Below are 18,587 nucleotides of genomic sequence, written 5' to 3' on the forward strand. Positions count from 1 at the left end.
GCACCCATGCCGTTCTTCGACGGGGCCGCAGGCCGCACCCATTACCGCAGCTGGACCACCGACGCGGCTTCTGCCGGTATCGTCTTCGCGCACGGCATCCGGCAGCACACCGGCCATTACCACCGCTTTGCCGCGGGCCTCGGCGCGCGCGGTATCGCATTGTGGGGTATCGACCTGGCCGGGCACGGATTGTCCGAGGGCACACCCGATGCCCCGGGGTCCGTTGCATCTCACGCGGCCGACCTGTCCGCGTTGACCGCGATCGCGGAGGACACCGGGATTCCACTCGTGCTGATGGGGCATTCTCTCGGGGCGGCGTCGGCGCTGGCGCTGCTGCACACCGACGCCGGCCGATTCCGGGCCGCGGTCCTGTGCGGAACCCCGCGAACGGCGACACGACCCGAGTTCGCGCGGGCACTGGCCGAGGCCGGGCTGCCCGTTCTCGCCGTACACGGGATCGACGATCGGCTCGCCCCCATCGAACCGGTGCGGGCCTGGGCCGCGAAGGTGCCGAACCTGCAGTTCGACGAGTACCCCGACGCGGGGCACGATCTGCTTCACGAACCCGTCCATCGCGCCGTTACCCGCGACATCGCGGAATTCGTCCTCGACGTCACGGGTCACCGGCTCTGAACGCCTCCTCCTGAACGAACGAAAGTGCCGTTCATCTCGACCAGTCGAGTGAACGGCACTTTCGCTCAGAGGTGCTCGCGGGGGAACAGGCGGATCAGGAGTAGATCGCCTCGATCGCCGCACCGTGCTTCTCGTGAATGATGTTGCGCTTGAGCTTGAGCGTCGGGGTCAGCTCACCGGTCTCGATCGAGAAGTCCGACTCGAGGATGCGGTACTTCTTGATGGCCTCGGCCTTCGACACCTTGGCGTTCGTGGCTGCCACGGCCGAATCGATCTCGGCGATCAGGTCGGCGTTTTTGATGAGATCCGTAAACGCGGTGTCCGCAGGCAGGCTGTTGCGCTCGAGCCAGCCGGGGAGCGTTTCCGAGTCGATGGTGATGAGTGCGCCGATGAACGGCTTCGCGTCGCCCACGACGAGGACTTGGCTGATCAGCGGGTGTGCGCGCAGGGAATCCTCGAGGATGGCAGGCGCGACGTTCTTTCCGCCGGCCGTGACGATGAGTTCCTTCTTGCGTCCGGTGATCGAGATGAACCCGTCGGAGTCGATCGTGCCGATGTCGCCGGTATGGAACCAGCCGTCGCGGATCGAGTCGGCGGTGGCCTCGTCGTTCTGCCAGTAGCCGTCGAACACGATGGGGCCCTTGAGCAGCAGCTCGCCGTCTTCGTCGATCTTCGCGGAGTGTCCGTCGAGAGGGCGTCCGACGGTGCCGACCTTCTGATGCTTCGGGGTGTTCATGACGATGCCGCCCGTCGTCTCGGTGAGGCCGTAGCCCTCGTACACCGTGACGCCGACACCGCGGAAGAAGTGGCCGAGGCGCGCGCCGAGTGCGGCTCCACCCGACACGGCCCTCGTCGCGTTTCCGCCGAGTGCAGCGCGAAGCTTGCCGTAGACGAGCTTGTCGAACAGGGCGTGCTTGGCCTTGAGGACGAGTCCGGGGCCACCCGCTTCGAGTGCTTTGCTGTACTCGATTGCGGTGTCGGCCGCCTTGTCGAAGATCTTGCCCTTGCCGCCGTCGTAGGCCTTCTGCTTGGCGGAGTTGTAGACCTTCTCGAACACGCGCGGAACCGAGAGGATGAAGTTCGGTTTGAACTCGGCGAACTGGTCGAGCAGGGTCGTCAGATCCGAGGTGTGGCCCACGGTGACCTTGTGATCGAACGAGGCGAAGGAGATCAGTCGCGCGAACACGTGTGCCATCGGCAGGAACAGCAGCGTGCGTTGTCCCGCTTCCATCGAGTCGGGCAGACCGAGCTGCGCGGCAGTGGACTCGGCGTAGAAGTGGCGGTGCTTGAGCTGCACGCCCTTGGGCCGGCCCGTGGTGCCCGAGGTGTAGATGAGGGTGGCTGCGGATTCCGCGTTCACCTGGTTGCGACGTTCCTCGACCTGCTCATCGGTGATCGCGGCACCACGCGCGGTGAGTTCCTCGACGGCACCCTTGGCTCCCGAGGCAGCCTCGATCTGGAGCAGCTCGCGCACGGTCGGCGCAGCATCGGCGACCTCCCGGACGGCGTCTGCCTGCTCCGAGTTCTCGACGATCAGCAGCGATGTTCCCGAGTCCTCGAGGATCCACTTGGACTGGTCGGCCGCGGACGTCTCGTAGATCGCGACCGTGGCGCCTCCTGCGGTCCAGATCGCGTAGTCCAGCAGGACCCACTCGTAGCGGGTGCTCGAGAGGATCGCGACGCGGTCGCCCAGCTCGATCCCGGATGCCATCAGGCCTTTCGCGACGGCGCGGACCTCGGCGGCGAACTGGACCGCGTTGACCGGAACCCATTTACCGTCGATGAGGCGTTCGAACGGAACGAAGTCGGGTGACTCCTTCTCGTGCCGGAACACCGAATCTGCCATCGACACGTCGTCCGGAATCGCGAACGACTGCGGAACGGCAATCTCACCCATCTGTGACCCCTCCATCTTTTTGAACTTGCGATGTGCATTGCATCACAATGCGTTCACTTCCGCACCACCCGGGCTGCCGGTTTTGGGAAGTTTCAGGGTTCATTGTGCGTGATGTACAACACGAAAGCTACCCGTAGGTAGCTTGAAACCGAAGCTATGTTCGGGGCGTTCAGGTGCTCTCTCTCAGGATGCGGGCAGCTTCGTCGTCACTCAGCTGATGAAAATCGGAGTAGCCCGCGCCCACCGAGTCGTAGCCTGCCGGTGCCCACGGGCAGATCACCTCGTCCGCGTCCTGCGCGACCCGGCGCACCGCGTCGGGGGATGCGATGGGAACGGCGAGCGCCACCCGGGCGGCACCGGCCGCCCGTACGGCCGTGCACGCGACCGCTGCGGTCGCCCCCGTCGCCATCCCGTCGTCGACGATCACGGCGGTGCACCCGTTCAGCGCGACACGTTCCCGCCCGGACCGCAGCAGTGCGCCACGACGTTCGAGCTCGACATGCTCGCGTGCCCGGACCTGTTCGATGGAGTCGGCGCTGATCTCGGCGATCCGGATCACCTCGTCGTTCAATACTTGGATGCCCCCCTCGGCGATCGCGCCCATCGCAAGCTCGGGATTCCAGGGCACTCCGAGTTTCCGGACGACGAGCACATCGAGGGGGGCGTCGAGGGCTCGGGCGACTTCGCGGGCCACGGGAAGCCCGCCGCGGGGCAGTGCGAGAACCACGGTGTCCGCTCCGCGGAGATGTCCGACCGAGCGGGCGAGCCGCCGTCCGGCCTCTTCTCGCGAGGGATACCGTCGCACCACCCCAGTATGGCGCGCTCCACCGGTCTACCGGCGGGTAGAGTCCGGTGTCCGGGTCTCTCATGAGTGCCGACACACACCTGTTCGGGGCGTGTTTCGGCACACTCTTGCGTGGGTGTGGCACGGAATCGTCGAGCCATCCGATAAACTGCTGGTCAAATGAGTGAAATAGAAAACGCCCCCGACCAGGAGACCGCATCCCTCACGTTTGCCGATCTCGACATCGACGACCGTGTGCTGCAGGCCCTTTCGGACGTGGGTTATGAGTCCCCGTCGCCGATCCAGGCAGCTACCATCCCACCACTGCTGGAGGGTCGGGACGTAGTCGGTCTCGCTCAGACCGGCACCGGCAAGACTGCCGCGTTCGCGGTGCCCATCCTCTCCCGGATCGACACCACGAAGAAGCGGCCCCAGGCGCTCGTACTCGCGCCGACCCGAGAGCTCGCGCTGCAGGTGGCGGAGGCTTTCGGCAAGTATTCTTCGCACATCCCGGGCTTGCATGTGCTGCCCATCTACGGCGGTCAGGCCTACGGCGTTCAGCTGGCCGGTCTTCGTCGCGGTGCACAGGTCATCGTCGGCACCCCCGGACGTGTGATCGATCACCTCACCAAGGGCACCCTCGACATCTCCGAGCTCGAATTCCTCGTCCTCGACGAGGCCGACGAGATGCTCACGATGGGCTTCCAGGAGGATGTCGAGCGGATTCTTGCCGACACCCCCGAGACCAAGCAGGTCGCGTTGTTCTCGGCGACGATGCCCGGCGCGATCCGCCGGCTGTCGAAGCAGTACCTGAACAACCCGCAGGAGATCACGGTCAAGTCGAAGACCACGACCTCCTCGAATACGACCCAGCGCTGGGTGCTCGTGTCGCACCAGCGCAAGCTCGATGCCTTGACCCGGATCCTCGAGGTCGAGACCTTCGAAGCGATGATCATCTTCGTTCGCACGAAGCAGGCCACCGAAGACCTCGCCGAGAAGCTCCGTGCCCGGGGCTTCTCTGCCGCAGCGATCAACGGCGACATCGTGCAGGCCCAGCGCGAGCGGACCATCGGTCAGCTCAAGAGCGGAGCCCTCGACATCCTGGTTGCCACCGACGTCGCGGCCCGCGGTCTCGACGTGGAGCGCATCAGCCACGTCGTCAACTACGACATTCCCCACGACACCGAGTCGTATGTGCACCGCATCGGCCGTACCGGTCGTGCAGGACGCAGCGGTGACGCACTGCTGTTCGTGGCGCCGCGCGAGCGGCACCTGCTCAAAGCGATCGAGCGGGCCACCCGCCAGCCGGTCGCCGAGATCCAGTTGCCGAGCGTCGACGACGTCAACGCGCAGCGTGTGTCCAAGTTCAACGACTCGATCACCGAAGCGTTGACGTCCGACCATCTGCAGTTGTTCCGCACGTTCGTCGAAGATTACGAGCGCGAACATGACGTCCCGCTCGCCGACATCGCGGCCGCGTTGGCTGTGCTGTCGCGCGACGGCGATTCGTTCCTCATGGAAGAGCAGCCGGAGCCGGTCGTGCAGCCACGCCGCGAGCGTGAGCCGCGGCCGCCTCGCCGCTTCGAGGACGACGGCGCGACACGTGTCGGGCGCGACGGCCAGGAGATGGCGACCTACCGCATCGCGGTGGGCAAACGGCATCGCGTGCAGCCGGGTGCGATCGTCGGTGCGATCGCCAACGAAGGCGGCCTGCGTCGAGGAGACTTCGGGCATATCAGCATCCGTGCCGACCACAGTCTCGTGGAGCTCCCCAAGGATCTGCCGCAGCAGGCACTCGAGGCGCTGCGTGCCACCCGGATTTCCGGTGTGCTGATCCAGCTTCAGCGCGACTCCGGTGCGCCGGGTGGGCGCCCCGCGTCGTCCCGTGGGGGTGATCACCGCGGTGGAGACCGCCGCGGTGGCGATCGCGCAGACCGCGGTGGCGATCGTCGCGGTGGTCGCAAGGAGTACGGCAGCGGCGACTTCACCCACCGCAGCGAGCGCAATGACCGTGGCGGTCGCGGCGGATACCGCGACTGAAAGCCGTTCACAGGTAATCGATCACGGCGCCTCCGCCAGTACATCGGCGGTGGCGCCGTCGATCGTTTCCCGGATGATGTCGGCGTGCCCGGCATGCCGGGCCCACTCCTCGAGCTGGTGGAGTACCAGAAAGCGCACGGTGAACGGCACACCTTGATCGAGCCAGACGGCTGCCCCTGCGGGAATGTCGACGACACGGTCGAGGTCGGGCTCCGCGTGCAACTGCGCCGCGAAACGATCCGCAGCAGCATCGAGGCGGGCGAGCTGGTCGGCGATGGATTCGGCGTCGTCGACCTTCCATGCGGCCATCCACGCCGCGACCGGATCGGTTGTGCGGCTCTGTTCACCGGAGATGCGGTCGATGGTCGTTTCGAGACCGTCGATCAGGTGGCCCAGTAGCGATGCCAAGCTCATCGCCGATGCGCTCGGGACACTGCGAGCCTGTTCTGCGGTCAGGCCCGACAGTGATCCGCGTAATCCGGCGAACTGGTTTCCGAGAAGCGTCAACAGCAGTTCGGTTTCTTGGTTCTTGTGTGTCGTCATGATTGAAGTATTGGCGCAATCGCGGACGACTTCGGTCCGGAATCGGCGAATTGGGTTCGATACAACTCGGCGTAGCGTCCCCCGGCCGCGAGCAACTCCTGATGCCCGCCGCGTTCGACGATGCGTCCGGCCTCGACCACGAGAATCTGATCGGCGGCCCGGATCGTCGACAAGCGGTGTGCGATCACGACCGATGTGCGGCCCGCAAGGGCCTCGGTGAGTGCTTCCTGCACGGCGGCTTCGGACGTCGAATCCAGATGTGCGGTCGCCTCGTCCAGGATCACCACACGTGGTTGCGCGAGCAGCAGCCGTGCGATGGTCAATCGCTGTCGTTCACCGCCCGACAGGCGGTAGCCGCGTTCCCCGACGACCGTGTCGAGACCACTCGGCAGGCTGCCGATCAGGTCCGCGAGCCGGGCGCGGCGCAGTGCGTCCCACACCTGCTCCTCGGTGGCGTCGGGTCGCGCCAGCAGTAGATTTCCGCGCACCGTGTCGTGGAACAGATGGCCGTCCTGCGTGACGAGGCCGACCGTGGCTCGGATCGAATCCGCCCTCAACGTGCGCACGTCCGTGTCGCTGAGCAGCACAGCGCCCGAGTCGACGTCGTACAAGCGCGGAATCAGCTGCGCGATGGTCGATTTCCCGGCCCCGGAGGACCCGACGAGCGCGACCATCTCGCCCGGTTCGACCCGGAACGACACGCCGTGCAGCACGGTCTCGCCGCCGCGCGAGTCGAGCACCGCGACCTCTTCGAGCGACGCGAGCGACACCTTGTCGGCCGACGGATACGCGAACTCCACATCGCGCAGTTCCACTGCCACGGGACCGTCCGGGACGGGCTTCGCATCGGGGAGCTCGCGGATCAGCGGTGTCAGGTCGAGTATCTCGAAGACCCGCTCGAAGCTCACCATCGCGCTCATCACGTCCATCCGTGCGCTGGCCAGTGCCGTGAGCGGGGAGTACAGGCGGGTGAGCAACATGGCCATCGCCACCACCGATCCCGGATCGAGCTGTCCGCTCAGCGCGTAGAAGCCGCCGAGCCCGTAGACCAGCGCCAGCGCGAGTGCGGAGACGAGTGTCAGCGCGGTCACGAACACGGTCTGCAGCATCGCGGTGCGAACTCCGATGTTGCGGACGCGTTGTGCGCGCACCGCGAATTCGGCCGATTCGTGGGCAGGACGCCCGAACAGCTTGACCAGTGTGGCGCCGGGCGCAGAGAATCGCTCGGTCATCTGGGTGTTCATCACCGAATTGTGGTTGGCTGCTTCGCGGCTCAGCTGAGCGAGCTTTGTGCCCATCGTGCGAGCGGGAATGATGAAGATCGGCAACAGCAGCAAGGCCAGCAAAGTGATCTGCCACGAGATGCCGAACATGACGACAAGAGTGATCACGAGTGTGACGACATTGCGGGCCACCCCGGACAGCGTGTCGCTGAATGCGCGCTGCGCGCCGATCACGTCGTTGTTCAGTCGAGACACGAGAGCACCCGTGCGGGTGCGGGTGAAGAACGCGATCGGCATGCGCTGCACATGATCGAACACCGTGGTCCGCAGATCCAGGATGAGGTCCTCGCCGATCCTCGCCGACAACCACCGATTGGCCAGGCCCAATCCAGCCTCTACCAGTGCGATCGCTGCGATGATCACGGCGAGCCACACCACGACCGATAGTGCTGCATTGTCGACGATCGCGTCGACGACACGTCCGGCGAGGACCGGTGTCGCCACACCGAGCGCAGCGATGAGCACGCTGAGGATCAGATACGCGATGATGTTGCGTCGATGTGGCTGGGCGAACGCGCCGACCCTGCGCAATGTTGCGCGAGAGAACGGGCGCCGATCGCTCTCGGCGTGCATCGCGTTGTACATCGCGTTCCACGCCGTGACTTCCATGCTCATGGGGGAGCCCTCCTTGTGTCGCGCTCGACCTTAGAACCTCGAGCGCGCTCGAGGTCAAGCGTATGCGCACGTCCAGAGAAAGCATCCTGCGCGGAATCGCGGAGAAACAGAACAACGTCGTCCGCTGGATCGAATTCGACCGCGGCGGTCACTTCGCAGCGAGGGAAGCGCCCGACCTCCTCGTCGACGACCTACGTGAATTCTTCGCCACGTTTCGTCGAGACTCAGTTCGCTACGTCGATCACCAAGCGGGTGGGATCAGTGAGGGAAGAGACGGAGAATGGGGTGTCCGGGTCGGCCACGCCGATGAACGACTGGGTCACGCCCTCGAACACACCCGACCCGTTCACCTCGACGACGGATCCGCCCGACGGCCCGAGAACCGGATTCGGGCCCGCATACGGCTCGACGCCGCTGTCGAACGGGTACGCCGAGCCGTCGATGAGCACCTGGATCACGGCACCACCTGCGACGGGGATCTCGTTGCCGCTGCCATCCTGCACGGCGCTGTCGACGTAGCCGACACGCCACCCGGGCACGCCTTCCCCGCCGAGTTCGTACACGACGCGGTCGAAGCCCTCGTGCCTGCCGGTGCGGATGTCGGTGACCGTGAGTTTCGCGCCGTCGCCCGCGGGGGAGATCTTGTCTGCGGCGTCGGTCGGGGTTGTGGAGGGGGCATCCGGCGTCACGACCTGCGTCTCGATCGACGCGGCGGTGTCGGGTTCGGGTACTGCGTCTCCGTTGGCGGTGCACCCCGCGAGAACCAACGCGGCGGCGGTGACGGCGAGGGCGTGACGGGTGCGAAGCATGGGCCTCATGATACGTCGTGACGCCGCCCGATCGAGGGAGGCGCGGTGGAAGTCTTGACCCAGGACGTGCCCGGGCGCACAATTCAACACACGATGATGTCAACACTCGATGAATTGAGTGAAACATGAACGTCACCTCCGAATCCCTCGCCGTGGACGTGCGTGACCTGCAGGTTCGGCGCGGTACCCACCGAGCGCTCGAAAGCCTCAACGTGCAGGTCGCCAAGGGCTCGATCACCGGATTGCTCGGGCCCTCCGGATGCGGAAAGACCACCCTGATGCGTTCGATCGTCGGCACCCAGATCGTCGAATCCGGCAGCGTCACCGTGCTCGGGAAACCAGCAGGCTCTGCAGATCTACGCCGCCGCGTCGGGTACGTCACCCAGTCGCCGAGTGTGTACCTCGACCTGTCGGTCACCGACAACGTCTCCTATTTCGCTGCGCTCTACGGCCGACGCGGTTCCGCCGTCGCCGACACGATCGCTGCAGTCGGGCTGACCGACCATGCACGCAATGCTGCGAGCGCACTCTCGGGTGGTCAGCTCGGTCGCCTGTCGCTCGCATGTTCCCTCGTCGGCGACCCCGAACTGCTCGTGCTCGACGAACCCACCGTCGGCCTCGATCCGGTGTTGCGCGCCGAACTGTGGGAACACTTCCGAAACCTCGCCGCGCGCGGCACCACACTGCTCGTCTCCAGCCACGTCATGGACGAAGCAGACCACTGCGACGAACTCGTCCTGCTCCGAGAGGGGCGGTTGATCGCGCAGCTCACCCCCGCCGACCTGCGTGATCGGACCGGCGAGCCGAGCCTCGAGAACGCGTTCCTCCATCTGATCCGAACGTCGACGGGAGCATGATCATGAGCGCCGTCATCTACGCCTCCACCACGACCCGCATCCTTCGGCAGCTCCGATCCGACCATCGCACGGTCGCCATGATCGTGTTCGTGCCGAGCCTGCTGATGATTCTGCTGTACTTCATGTACCAGAACGCACCCGTCGGGCCGGACGGTTTCTCCCTGTTCGACCGGATTGCCGTGACAATGCTCGGGATTCTGCCGTTCGTCGTGATGTTTCTGGTCACTTCCATTGCGATGCAACGTGAACGGAGCTCGGGGACGCTCGAGCGACTCCTCACGACACCGCTGACGAAACTTGATCTCCTCGCCGGATACGGCAGCGCGTTCTCGCTCGCCGCCGCACTCCAGGCCGGGCTCGCGTGCGCAGTCGCCTTCTGGCTGCTCGGCGTCACCAGCGCCGGTTCGGTGGCATGGGTGCTCGTCACCGCGGTGCTCGTCGCTGTACTCGGGGTCTCCCTGGGGTTGCTGTGTAGTGCATTCGCCCGCACGGAATTCCAAGCGGTGCAGTTCATGCCCGTGCTCGTCATCCCGCAATTCCTGCTCTGCGGTCTGCTCGTCCCGCGCGATCAACTCCCGGACTGGCTGCGCTGGATCAGCAACGCGTTGCCCCTGAGTTATGCGGTGGAAGCGCTGCAGGAAATCACCCGACACCCCGGAACCACCGCCGTCATGGTGCGGGACCTCCTCGTCGTCGCGGTCTTCGCTGCGGCGGCCCTCGCGCTCGGCGCTGCGACGCTGCGTCGCAGGACGCCGTGACCACCGAACCCCGGGGCGCTCGGCGTTCGGGCCGGCGCCCCGGAAACTCGGGTGCACGCGAATCGATCCTCGGTTCCGCGCGAGAGTTGTTTGCAGCCAATGGGTTCGACAAGACGACGGTGCGCGCTGTGGCGGCACGTGCACGCGTGGATCCAGCGCTCGTCCATCACTACTTCGGTACGAAGATGGAGCTGTTCACCGCCTCCATCGCGCTGCCCGTCGACCCCCGAGAGGTCCTCGCTCCGGTGTACGCAACGCCGGTGGAGGAACTCGGTCATGCTCTGGTTTCCGCACTGATCGGCGTGTGGGAGTCTCCACATCGCGACGCGGCGGTCGCGATGTTCCGAGCCCAGATCGCGGGCGGTGACAGTGGGTTGATCCGGACATTCCTGCTCGAGGTCGCGCTCGAACCATTGCTGGACAGGATCGACCGTCCCGAAGGCACAGGCCGGTTGCGCGCCGAGTTGGTGGCAACCCAGATGACGGGGGTGATGCTCGTGCGCTACATCCTGAAGTTCGAGCCCTTGGCGTCGCTGCCACCGGAGCAACTCGCCCTGATCATCGCGCCCACAGTCCAGCGCTATCTCACCGGCGAGCTCACCACAGCACCGGACCGTGACGGTCGATGAACATTCCCGCAGGTGAACGTGCGGTGCAGGCCTCGACGATCGCATCGGTGCCTTCTTCGACCGATTGGGTGCCGGAGAAGCCGTTGAGTGCGGTGGCTGTGTAACCGGGGTCGGCAGCAACGACCCGAACGTTCGGAAGTGCCTTCGCGTACATGGTGGTCACCATGTTCAAAGCCGCTTTCGACGACGGATACACAAGGCCGTGCAACGTCGATTCGATTCGCATGGGATCGGTCGTCACGGCAAACGAACCCATTCCGCTCGACACCATCACCAGCCGCGGTGCAGACGACATCGTGAGTAGCGGCAGGAATGTGTGGGTCACGCGGACCGGTCCGAGCAGGTTCACTCCGAAAACAGGCAGGAAATCGGTGGGGACCGTGTCTGCGGGGGCAGCGAGAGTGCCTGCGATCCCTGCGTTGTTGACGAGGACATCGAGACCCGTGCCCGAATCCGACACCGCCTGGTAGGCGGCCGTGACGGAATCGTCGCTGGTGACGTCGAGTTCGACGACGCGAACATCGGCGTCGGGGATGTCGGCTCCGATCTTCTCCGCAACCTTGTGGCCGGCGCCGACATCACGCACGCCCATCCAGACGGTGTGTCCGGATGCGGCGAGACGTCGGCATGTTTCGGCGCCGAGTCCTCCGGTGGCGCCGGTGACGAGGACTGTGGATACGTGGTGTGTGGTCATGCCTTCACGGTCGTCTGCGGATCCATCTCACACCAGGACCGGACGATCGTGGGATCGGCGGTACTACCCACGCGGCGTACGAAGTCGTCATGCTGGAGCGATGACGATCAACCGCACCGAACTGGCGGCGGTGCTGCGGCACGCTCGTGAACGAAGCACGCCGGGCGAGGTCGGTCTGCCGTCGGGTTCGCACCGCCGCACGCCCGGCCTACGCCGCGAAGAGGTCGCGATGCTTGCGGGAATCAGCGTCGACTACGTCGTCCGTCTCGAACAGGGACGCGGACCGGTTCCGTCGGCGCAGGTCCTCGGGGCATTGGCCAGGGCGCTGCGACTCGACCTCGACGGACGCAATCAGCTGTTCCACCTGGCAGGTGTCTCGCCTCCCGGCCCGGGCACGATCGACATGCACGTGCGGCCGAGTGTGTTGCGCCTGATCGACCGGTTCGCAGACCTGCCCGTCGTGGTGATGAGTGCCAAAGGGGATGTGCTCGCGTGGAACGCGATGGCCTCTGCGCTGCATGGCGACTGGTCGGCGCTGCCTCCGCATCGTCGCAACATCAACAGACTGCGCTTCCTTCCCGACCCGGCGGATCCTCCGATGAGCACGGTCGGTGCCACCGAGGAGGAACTCGAGGCGACGGCAGAACAATCGGCCGGGAGCCTTCGTGCCGCGTCGGCCCGCTATCCGAGCGATACCGGCTTGAGCGCACTCGTAGCTGAACTGCGCAGCAAGTCGGAGCAATTCGCGGCCTTGTGGAGTAGCGGCAAGGTCGGAGGGTGGCGCACACACACCAAGACGGTGAACCACCGGGGATTGGGGCCGATCGTTCTCGACTGCGACGCGTTGTACATCCCGGATGTCGACCAATCGGTCATGGTGTATTCGGCAGCGCCCGGCACACCCGCGGCCGAGTCGCTCGCGTTGCTGAGGGTGGTGGGAATTCACGAGTGGGAGGGAGACTCTGCTCGGCCGTGACGGCTCGATCCTGGTCGTCCACGACCTCAGCAGCAGGTCGCGCCCGATCGCCGTGGAATCCCCTGACATGCATCGAATGCCTGTGCCAGATGTTCTGTCATCGCGGTCTCAGGCCTACGATCGGTATATGCACGTCGATGTCGGCGGGCTGGATATCGCCTTCGAATACACAGGGTCGACGTGGGGCCATCAGATCGACGCTCTCTCCGGTGAGTTCACCGTGATCGCCTGGGACGCGCCCGGGGCAGGTGGTTCATCACGGCAAATCGTTGCGGATCAGGTGACCACTGCTCAAGACGTCTGTTCACGTAGATAGGCGATGTCGTCGGCGAGCCCGCCTGCGGGCGTCTCCAGGATCACCGGCGCATTCGCCTTCAACGCGACTTCGGCGAGCAATAGCGGGTCGATCGTGCCGTCGGCAAGATTCGCGTGGCGGTCGCGGGCGGAATCGAACTCGTCGCGAGAATTGTTCAGATGCACCAGATCGATACGACCCGTCAGCGCGCGTACCCGTTCAACGGCGTCTACGAGGTCTTCGCCCGCTGCCCACGCATGGCACGTGTCGAGGCAGAAACCGACATCGTAATCGCCGATCACGTCCCACAGCCGGCCGATGGCGTCGATGTACCGGGCCATCGCGAAATCCCCGCCTGCGGTGTTCTCGACGAGGATCGGCACCGCGAACCCGCCTTTGTCCTCCTGCCGTTCGAACAGCTTGCGCCAGTTCTGGACGCCGGAGGCGACATTCTCGCCGTCGCGAACATGTCCGCCGTGCACCACAAGACCGAACGCACCGATCTTCGCTGCGGCATCGGCATGCTCGGCGACGGCCTTGCGCGACGGCATGCGAAGCCTGTTGTTCAGGCTCGCCACGTTGATCACGTACGGCGAGTGCACCACGACGTCGATCTCGGACGCGAGAATCTGCTCGGTACGAGGGTGTTCGCCCGGTGTGTGCCATTTCTGCGGGTCCGAGAGGAACAGTTGCACCAGATCTGCGCCGAGCCGTTCGCCCTGACCGATGGGATCGTCGTCCTGCCGGACATGCGCACCTATCCGCATGCGGCCAGCGTAGCCCCGGATCGTGGTGCCCCGAGTGGTTATCAGGCCTCGGGTCGCCCGACCGGGATGTCCGAACCCAGGTCGCCCGCATCCTCGCCGCCGTGGCCGCAGGTGCAGTCTTCACCGCAGCCACCGCCACCGCACGGACCGGCATACGACGTGTCGTCGGCATCACAGTCGAGGACACCACCGAATCGCGCTGCGAAGTCGTCGTCGAGTTCGTGCGTGAGTTCGTGGATCTCGTCGATGAGATTGACGAGATGCTGCGGCGCGAACGGATCGGCGTCGAGAATCGTCGAGACGAGCAGATGCTCGTCCTGGATGGCGAAACGCAGACGCGCCCACTCGCTCGACAGGTCGGCCAGCTGATCGACGGCCTTGGCGCGGTCGGCGAGACCACCGAGCAGAGACGACCAGATGTGCAGCTGCGGGCCGTCCTGCGCGACCGTCACGTAGACACCGAAACCGTGGATGGGAATCGCGATGTCGCCGTCCTCGTCGGTCTCCGGTGCGCTGCCCAAAAGCTCGGCGAGCGCGCTGATCGACAGGTTGCGGAGCTGCGAGTACTCCTCGGTGACGACGGCCAACGCGCCGCCGACGCGGAGGGGCTCGGTGGCGGTGGTGCCCTGGCCGAGACCGTCGTGGTTGTGCTCGCTCATGCTGCCCTCGCTTGTGGTGCTTGCGGACCGAGATGGTCCGGTGTCGGGTAAAGCCTAGGCGATGGCGCCGGTGGATTTCCGATGAGCAGGACATCGGAGGGCAACGAGGCGGTTCGGTCTGTTTGCATGCGATGACCGAGACTGGGAGGTCGCAGAATGGGCACATTGGATGGCAAGGTCGCGTTCATCACCGGAGCAGGCCAGGGGGTCGGGCAGGGTATCGCCTTCGCCCTCGCCCGCGAAGGGGCCGCGGTGGCGGTGACCGGACGGACGGAGTCGAAACTTGTCGAGACGGTCGAGCACATCCGCGGGTTCGGGGGTACCGCCGAGCCGATCACGTGCGACATCTCCGATACCGAACAGATCACCGCCGCGGTGGAGAAGACGGTGGAGGCGTTCGGGGGAGTGGACATCCTCGTCAACAACGCGAGTCTCAACCCGCTCGGTCCGGTGCTCGATCTGACTCCCGACCTGATGATGAAGGCGTACCGGTCCGGGCCGGTCGCGTCGCTCCACGCCATGCAGACCGTGTATCCGATCATGAAGCAGCGCGGCGGCGGATCGATCGTCAACATGGTCTCGTCTGCGGCGGTGCGATGGGACATGAGCGGCTACGGGGGATACGCCTCCGCCAAGGAAGCATTGCGCAGCTTGACACGGGCCGCGGCCGCGGAGTGGGGGGCCGACGGCATCCGCGTCAACGCGGTCGCACCACACGCGCTGTCACCCGGACTGAAATGGTGGACCGAGAACCGGCCCGACGAGGCAGCGGAGTTCGTCAAGAGCATCCCGCTCGGTCGTATCGGCGACTGCGAAGAGGACATCGGACGGCCTATCGTGTGGATCGTCGGCGACGACGCCCGCTACCTCACGGGCGCGACGATCCCCCTCGACGGTGGCCAGGCACGCTGGAGCTGACGTCCCTGACGGGCGCCGATCACAAATCAGGGGAGTCCCCGATGGTGCGGTGACGCATCACCGGGAAAGATGGTGCGCATGCCATCGCATTCGGCCCCCGCCGCCCGAGCCCAGAACCTGAAGAAAATCTACGGAACAGGTGAAACAGCTGTTCACGCCCTCGACGGTGTGACCGAGGATTTCGCTGCCGGTGAGTTCACCGCGATCATGGGCCCCTCCGGATCCGGCAAATCGACCCTGATGCACTGCCTCGCCGGTCTCGACAGTGCGACCTCCGGTGCGGTGCTCATCGGCGACACCGATCTGACGACGCTGTCCGACAAGGCGATGACGCAGCTGCGTCGCGACCGTATCGGCTTCGTCTTCCAGGCGTTCAACCTCGTCCCGACGCTCACGGCGCTCGAGAACATCACGCTGCCCCTCGACATCGCGGGTCGCAAGGTCGACACCGAATGGCTCGATACCGTGGTCGGCAGACTCGGTATCGGCGACCGGCTCGACCACAAACCCGGCGAGCTGTCCGGCGGTCAGCAGCAACGTGTCGCGTGTGCCCGCGCGCTCGCAGGAAGGCCGGAGATCATCTTCGGCGACGAACCGACCGGCAACCTCGACTCGCATTCGTCCGGTGAGGTGCTGTCGATCCTGCGCGCCGCGGTCGACGAATTCGAGCAGACCGTCGTGATCGTCACCCACGATCCACGTGCCGCGGGGTACGCCGACCGCGTCGTATTCCTCTCCGACGGCCGCATCGTCGACGAGATGCGCGACCCGACCGCAGACTCGGTCCTCGACCGTATGAAGCAGTTCGACACCGTCACTGCGCCCCCGGCGCCCACGGCGCAGTAGGAGCCGGCGACCATGAGTGGAAATCCCGTCCGCAAAGTTGCGCTGCGCAACCTCGCCGCGCACAAGGTGCGGCTCGCTCTGACGGTGCTGTCGGTGGTGCTCGGCACCGCATTCATCACCGGTTCCTTCGTGTTCACCGACACCCTCCAACGCACATTCGACGACATCTTCGGTGATGTTGCCAAGGGCGTCGACGTCCGCGTCAGCAGTGAAGAGTTCGGTTCGAGCGGTGTACCGATCGAGGACACGGTCCGTGTCGCCGAACTGAACGGCGTCGAACGTACGGCGCCGACGATCGGCGGCGGGCTCATCGTGCTCGGCTCCGACGGTGCCTCGATCCAGACCGGCGGTGCACCCGCCGAGGGATACGCGTGGTTCCCGCCGGAGCAGACCGTCGGAGAACCCGAGGTGTTCGTCGCGGGCACACCGCCGACGGAGACCGGGCAGATCGCGCTCAACACGAGCGCGGCCGAACGAGGCGGCCTCGCTGTCGGCGACGCCACGAAGGTCCTGACCATGGCGCAGGGCATGGTTCCCGTGACCGTGAGCGGCATCTACGACCTCGACACCGACACCGGCGGCTACATCGGTGCACTGTTCACCGAGCAGCAGGCGAGCCAGTTGTTCACCGATGGCGAGCACGTCCAATTCCTCGATGTCGTCGGCGACGGGTCGATGACTCCGGAAGCGTTGCGCGACGAGATTGCCGCGGCACTGCCCGACCTGAAGGTCCAGACCGGTGCCGAAGTCACGGAGGAAACCCAGAATCAGGTCTCCGAGGCGCTGAGCTTCCTCAACTACTTCCTGCTCGCGTTCGGTGCCATCGCGCTGCTCGTCGGAACGTTCATCATCTACAACACGTTCTCGATGATCGTGGCTCAGCGTCTACGCGAACTCGCACTACTGCGCGCCATCGGCGCAAGCCGTAAGCAGGTGGGCCGGTCGGTCACCCTCGAAGCGCTCGTCGTCGGGGTGATCGGTAGCGCGATCGGGATCGCAGCCGGTGTCGCGCTCGCATACGGACTACGTGCGGCGCTCAATGCCGCCGATCTCGGTCTGCCGTCCGGTCCGCTCCAGTTGTCACCGCGCACCGTGATCGTCGCGTTGCTCGTCGGCGTCATCGTCACCGTCGTCAGCGCGTACGCACCGGCGCGGCGTGCCATGCATGTGCCTCCGGTCGCCGCGATGCGCGAGGAATCCACCGCGTCCATCGAATCCCTGAAGACCCGCACGATTGTCGGCGTGGTCGCCGCGGTCGTGGGCGCGGTGCTCGTCGGGGTCGGAGCTCAGAGCACCGGCGGTGGCGCTGCCGCGACCGTCGGAGCAGGAGCGTTCGCGCTGATCCTCGCCGTCCTTCTCGCAGCACCGGCCCTGTCGCGGCCGGTCGTGAAGGTTCTCGGCGCGGTGTTCGCGCGACCCTTCGGTGCAGTCGGACGATTGGCCCGCACCAACGCGACCCGCAACCCGCGCCGCACCGCAGCAACCGCCTTCGCGCTGACTCTCGGCCTGATGCTCGTGTCCGTCATCGGAGTGTTCGGCTCGTCCGCGAAGGCAAGCGTCGACGCGCTCGTCGACACCGGCGTCAAGTCCGAATTCGTCCTCACCGGCCCGCCGATGTTCGGCTTGCCGATTGCTGCCGCGGACGCCGCGCGTGGCGTCGACGGTGTCGTCGAAGTGGTGTCCGCGCACGGTGTGCGGGCATCGATCGACGACGAACCCGCGTTCGGCACTGCCGTGACGGGCGGTGCCATCCAGGACGTCCTCACGCTGGAGATGCAGGAAGGCACCGATACCGTCACGGGCGACCAGATGGTCGTGTCGGAGAGCGCCGCGTCGGACAACGGTTGGCAGGTCGGCTCTACCGTGCCGCTCACGAGCAGGGACGGTGAAACGGTCGACACCAGTGTCGTCGGGATCTATGCGGACAACCAGCTCATCGGGCCGTGGATCGTCTCGAACGAGCTGTACGAACAGTTCACCCCGGTAGCGTCGCGGTCGGCGCAGGTCGTGCTCATCAACTCGGCGGACGGTGCGGATCCGGAGGTGATCCGGACCGGACTCGAGGACGCCACCAAGGATCTCGTGATCGTCCAGGTGATGGATCGCGACCAGTTCAAGGGGCAGCAGGCCCAGCAGATCGACATGCTCCTCGCGATCCTCTACGGCCTGCTCGCACTCGCTGTCGTCATCGCGATCCTCGGCATCGTCAACACGCTCGCGCTGTCGGTCGTCGAGAGGCGACGTGAGATCGGTATGCTCCGCGCCGTCGGGATGCAGCGTGCTCAGGTCAGACGCACCATCTACATCGAATCGCTGCTCATCGCCGTGTTCGGAGCGGTCGTGGGTCTCGTGTTGGGCCTGGTGTTCGGCTGGGCGTTCGTGAGCACCCTCGCCGATCAGGGACTCGACCGGATCTCGGTACCGTGGGGTCAGGTCGTGGGGATGCTCATCGGTTCCGGTGTGGTGGGTGTGCTGGCCGCGTTGTGGCCCGGCCATCGTGCCGCGAAGACTCCGCCACTGGAGGCCATCGCCGACGTGTAGCACGTGGTTGTCCACAGGCAACCGATTCATCCACAGATTCCGG

Annotated in this window: 17 protein-coding genes; 9 read left to right on the forward strand and 8 right to left on the reverse strand. The window is 65.7% G+C overall.

Translation table 11 applies throughout. The features are described 5' to 3' along the window. Nucleotides 1-6: 6 nt before the first annotated feature. Entirely contained in the window at nt 7-633 is a 627-nt protein-coding gene (locus ACFWB0_RS02430) for an alpha/beta hydrolase (RefSeq protein ID WP_378488824.1), read from the forward strand. 94 nt (nt 634-727) lie between these two features. Here ACFWB0_RS02430 and ACFWB0_RS02435 read toward each other — a convergent pair whose 3' ends face one another. Then, the gene (locus tag ACFWB0_RS02435; RefSeq protein ID WP_378488825.1) at nt 728-2,530 is read right to left on the reverse strand and encodes an AMP-dependent synthetase/ligase; all 1,803 of its coding nucleotides are present in this window, start codon (nt 2,528-2,530) and stop codon (nt 728-730) included. Between the two features lie 169 nt (nt 2,531-2,699). After that, nucleotides 2,700-3,335, reverse strand: a complete 636-nt coding sequence (locus ACFWB0_RS02440) for a phosphoribosyltransferase (RefSeq protein ID WP_378488826.1) — start codon at nt 3,333-3,335, stop codon at nt 2,700-2,702. Between the two features lie 159 nt (nt 3,336-3,494). Between ACFWB0_RS02440 and ACFWB0_RS02445 the strand changes: the two genes are divergently transcribed. Next, complete coding sequence (locus ACFWB0_RS02445; protein WP_378488827.1) at nt 3,495-5,354, forward strand: DEAD/DEAH box helicase; 1,860 nt, start codon at nt 3,495-3,497, stop codon at nt 5,352-5,354. Nucleotides 5,355-5,375: 21 nt separating this feature from the next. Here the strand turns inward: ACFWB0_RS02445 and ACFWB0_RS02450 are convergent, their stop codons facing one another. The 3 genes from ACFWB0_RS02450 to ACFWB0_RS02460 form a co-directional block, all read right to left on the reverse strand. Further along, nucleotides 5,376-5,897, reverse strand: coding sequence for a DUF664 domain-containing protein (locus ACFWB0_RS02450; RefSeq protein ID WP_378488828.1), 522 nt, complete (start codon nt 5,895-5,897; stop codon nt 5,376-5,378). After that, nucleotides 5,894-7,795, reverse strand: coding sequence for an ABC transporter ATP-binding protein (locus tag ACFWB0_RS02455; RefSeq protein WP_378488829.1), 1,902 nt, complete (start codon nt 7,793-7,795; stop codon nt 5,894-5,896). The genes ACFWB0_RS02450 and ACFWB0_RS02455 overlap by 4 nt, the downstream gene beginning before the upstream one ends. 224 nt (nt 7,796-8,019) lie before the next feature. Next, entirely contained in the window at nt 8,020-8,604 is a 585-nt protein-coding gene (locus ACFWB0_RS02460; RefSeq protein WP_378488830.1) for a hypothetical protein, read from the reverse strand. A gap of 125 nt (nt 8,605-8,729) precedes the next feature. Here ACFWB0_RS02460 and ACFWB0_RS02465 point away from each other — a divergent pair, with 125 nt between their 5' ends. From ACFWB0_RS02465 to ACFWB0_RS02475, 3 genes are read left to right on the forward strand one after another with little or no spacing between them, the layout of a single operon-like run. Further along, nucleotides 8,730-9,461: an ABC transporter ATP-binding protein gene (locus tag ACFWB0_RS02465; protein ID WP_378488831.1), complete on the forward strand. Its 732-nt coding sequence runs from the start codon at nt 8,730-8,732 to the stop codon at nt 9,459-9,461. A gap of 2 nt (nt 9,462-9,463) precedes the next feature. After that, entirely contained in the window at nt 9,464-10,219 is a 756-nt protein-coding gene (locus ACFWB0_RS02470) for an ABC transporter permease (protein ID WP_378488832.1), read from the forward strand. Beyond that, nucleotides 10,216-10,848 carry a TetR family transcriptional regulator gene (locus ACFWB0_RS02475; RefSeq protein WP_378488833.1) on the forward strand — a complete coding sequence of 211 codons (633 nt, stop codon included), beginning with the start codon at nt 10,216-10,218 and terminating at the stop codon, nt 10,846-10,848. The genes ACFWB0_RS02470 and ACFWB0_RS02475 overlap by 4 nt, the downstream gene beginning before the upstream one ends. Here ACFWB0_RS02475 and ACFWB0_RS02480 read toward each other — a convergent pair. After that, nucleotides 10,817-11,542 carry an SDR family NAD(P)-dependent oxidoreductase gene (locus tag ACFWB0_RS02480; protein ID WP_378488834.1) on the reverse strand — a complete coding sequence of 242 codons (726 nt, stop codon included), beginning with the start codon at nt 11,540-11,542 and terminating at the stop codon, nt 10,817-10,819. The genes ACFWB0_RS02475 and ACFWB0_RS02480 overlap by 32 nt on opposite strands. A gap of 100 nt (nt 11,543-11,642) precedes the next feature. Here ACFWB0_RS02480 and ACFWB0_RS02485 point away from each other — a divergent pair, with 100 nt between their 5' ends. Continuing rightward, nucleotides 11,643-12,518 (forward strand): helix-turn-helix domain-containing protein, encoded by an 876-nt coding sequence (locus ACFWB0_RS02485; RefSeq protein WP_378488835.1) that lies wholly within the window; start codon nt 11,643-11,645, stop codon nt 12,516-12,518. A gap of 291 nt (nt 12,519-12,809) precedes the next feature. On the opposite strand, the gene ACFWB0_RS02490 is transcribed toward ACFWB0_RS02485, so the two are convergent. Next, complete coding sequence (locus ACFWB0_RS02490) at nt 12,810-13,580, reverse strand: deoxyribonuclease IV (RefSeq protein ID WP_378488836.1); 771 nt, start codon at nt 13,578-13,580, stop codon at nt 12,810-12,812. 41 nt (nt 13,581-13,621) lie between these two features. Beyond that, complete coding sequence (locus tag ACFWB0_RS02495; protein ID WP_378488837.1) at nt 13,622-14,239, reverse strand: hypothetical protein; 618 nt, start codon at nt 14,237-14,239, stop codon at nt 13,622-13,624. A 156-nt stretch (nt 14,240-14,395) separates the two neighbouring features. Between ACFWB0_RS02495 and ACFWB0_RS02500 the strand changes: the two genes are divergently transcribed. From ACFWB0_RS02500 to ACFWB0_RS02510, 3 genes are all read left to right on the forward strand, one after another. After that, nucleotides 14,396-15,157 (forward strand): SDR family NAD(P)-dependent oxidoreductase, encoded by a 762-nt coding sequence (locus ACFWB0_RS02500; RefSeq protein WP_378488838.1) that lies wholly within the window; start codon nt 14,396-14,398, stop codon nt 15,155-15,157. A gap of 78 nt (nt 15,158-15,235) precedes the next feature. Next, on the forward strand, nt 15,236-16,003 hold the full coding sequence (locus ACFWB0_RS02505) for an ABC transporter ATP-binding protein (RefSeq protein WP_378488839.1): 768 nt from the start codon (nt 15,236-15,238) through the stop codon (nt 16,001-16,003). Nucleotides 16,004-16,015: 12 nt separating this feature from the next. Then, nucleotides 16,016-18,544 (forward strand): ABC transporter permease, encoded by a 2,529-nt coding sequence (locus tag ACFWB0_RS02510; RefSeq protein ID WP_378488840.1) that lies wholly within the window; start codon nt 16,016-16,018, stop codon nt 18,542-18,544. Nucleotides 18,545-18,587 lie beyond the last annotated feature (43 nt).

The sequence above is a fragment of the Rhodococcus sp. NPDC060086 genome (assembly GCF_042730275.1).
Taxonomy (GTDB): Bacteria; Actinomycetota; Actinomycetes; order Mycobacteriales; family Mycobacteriaceae; genus Rhodococcus.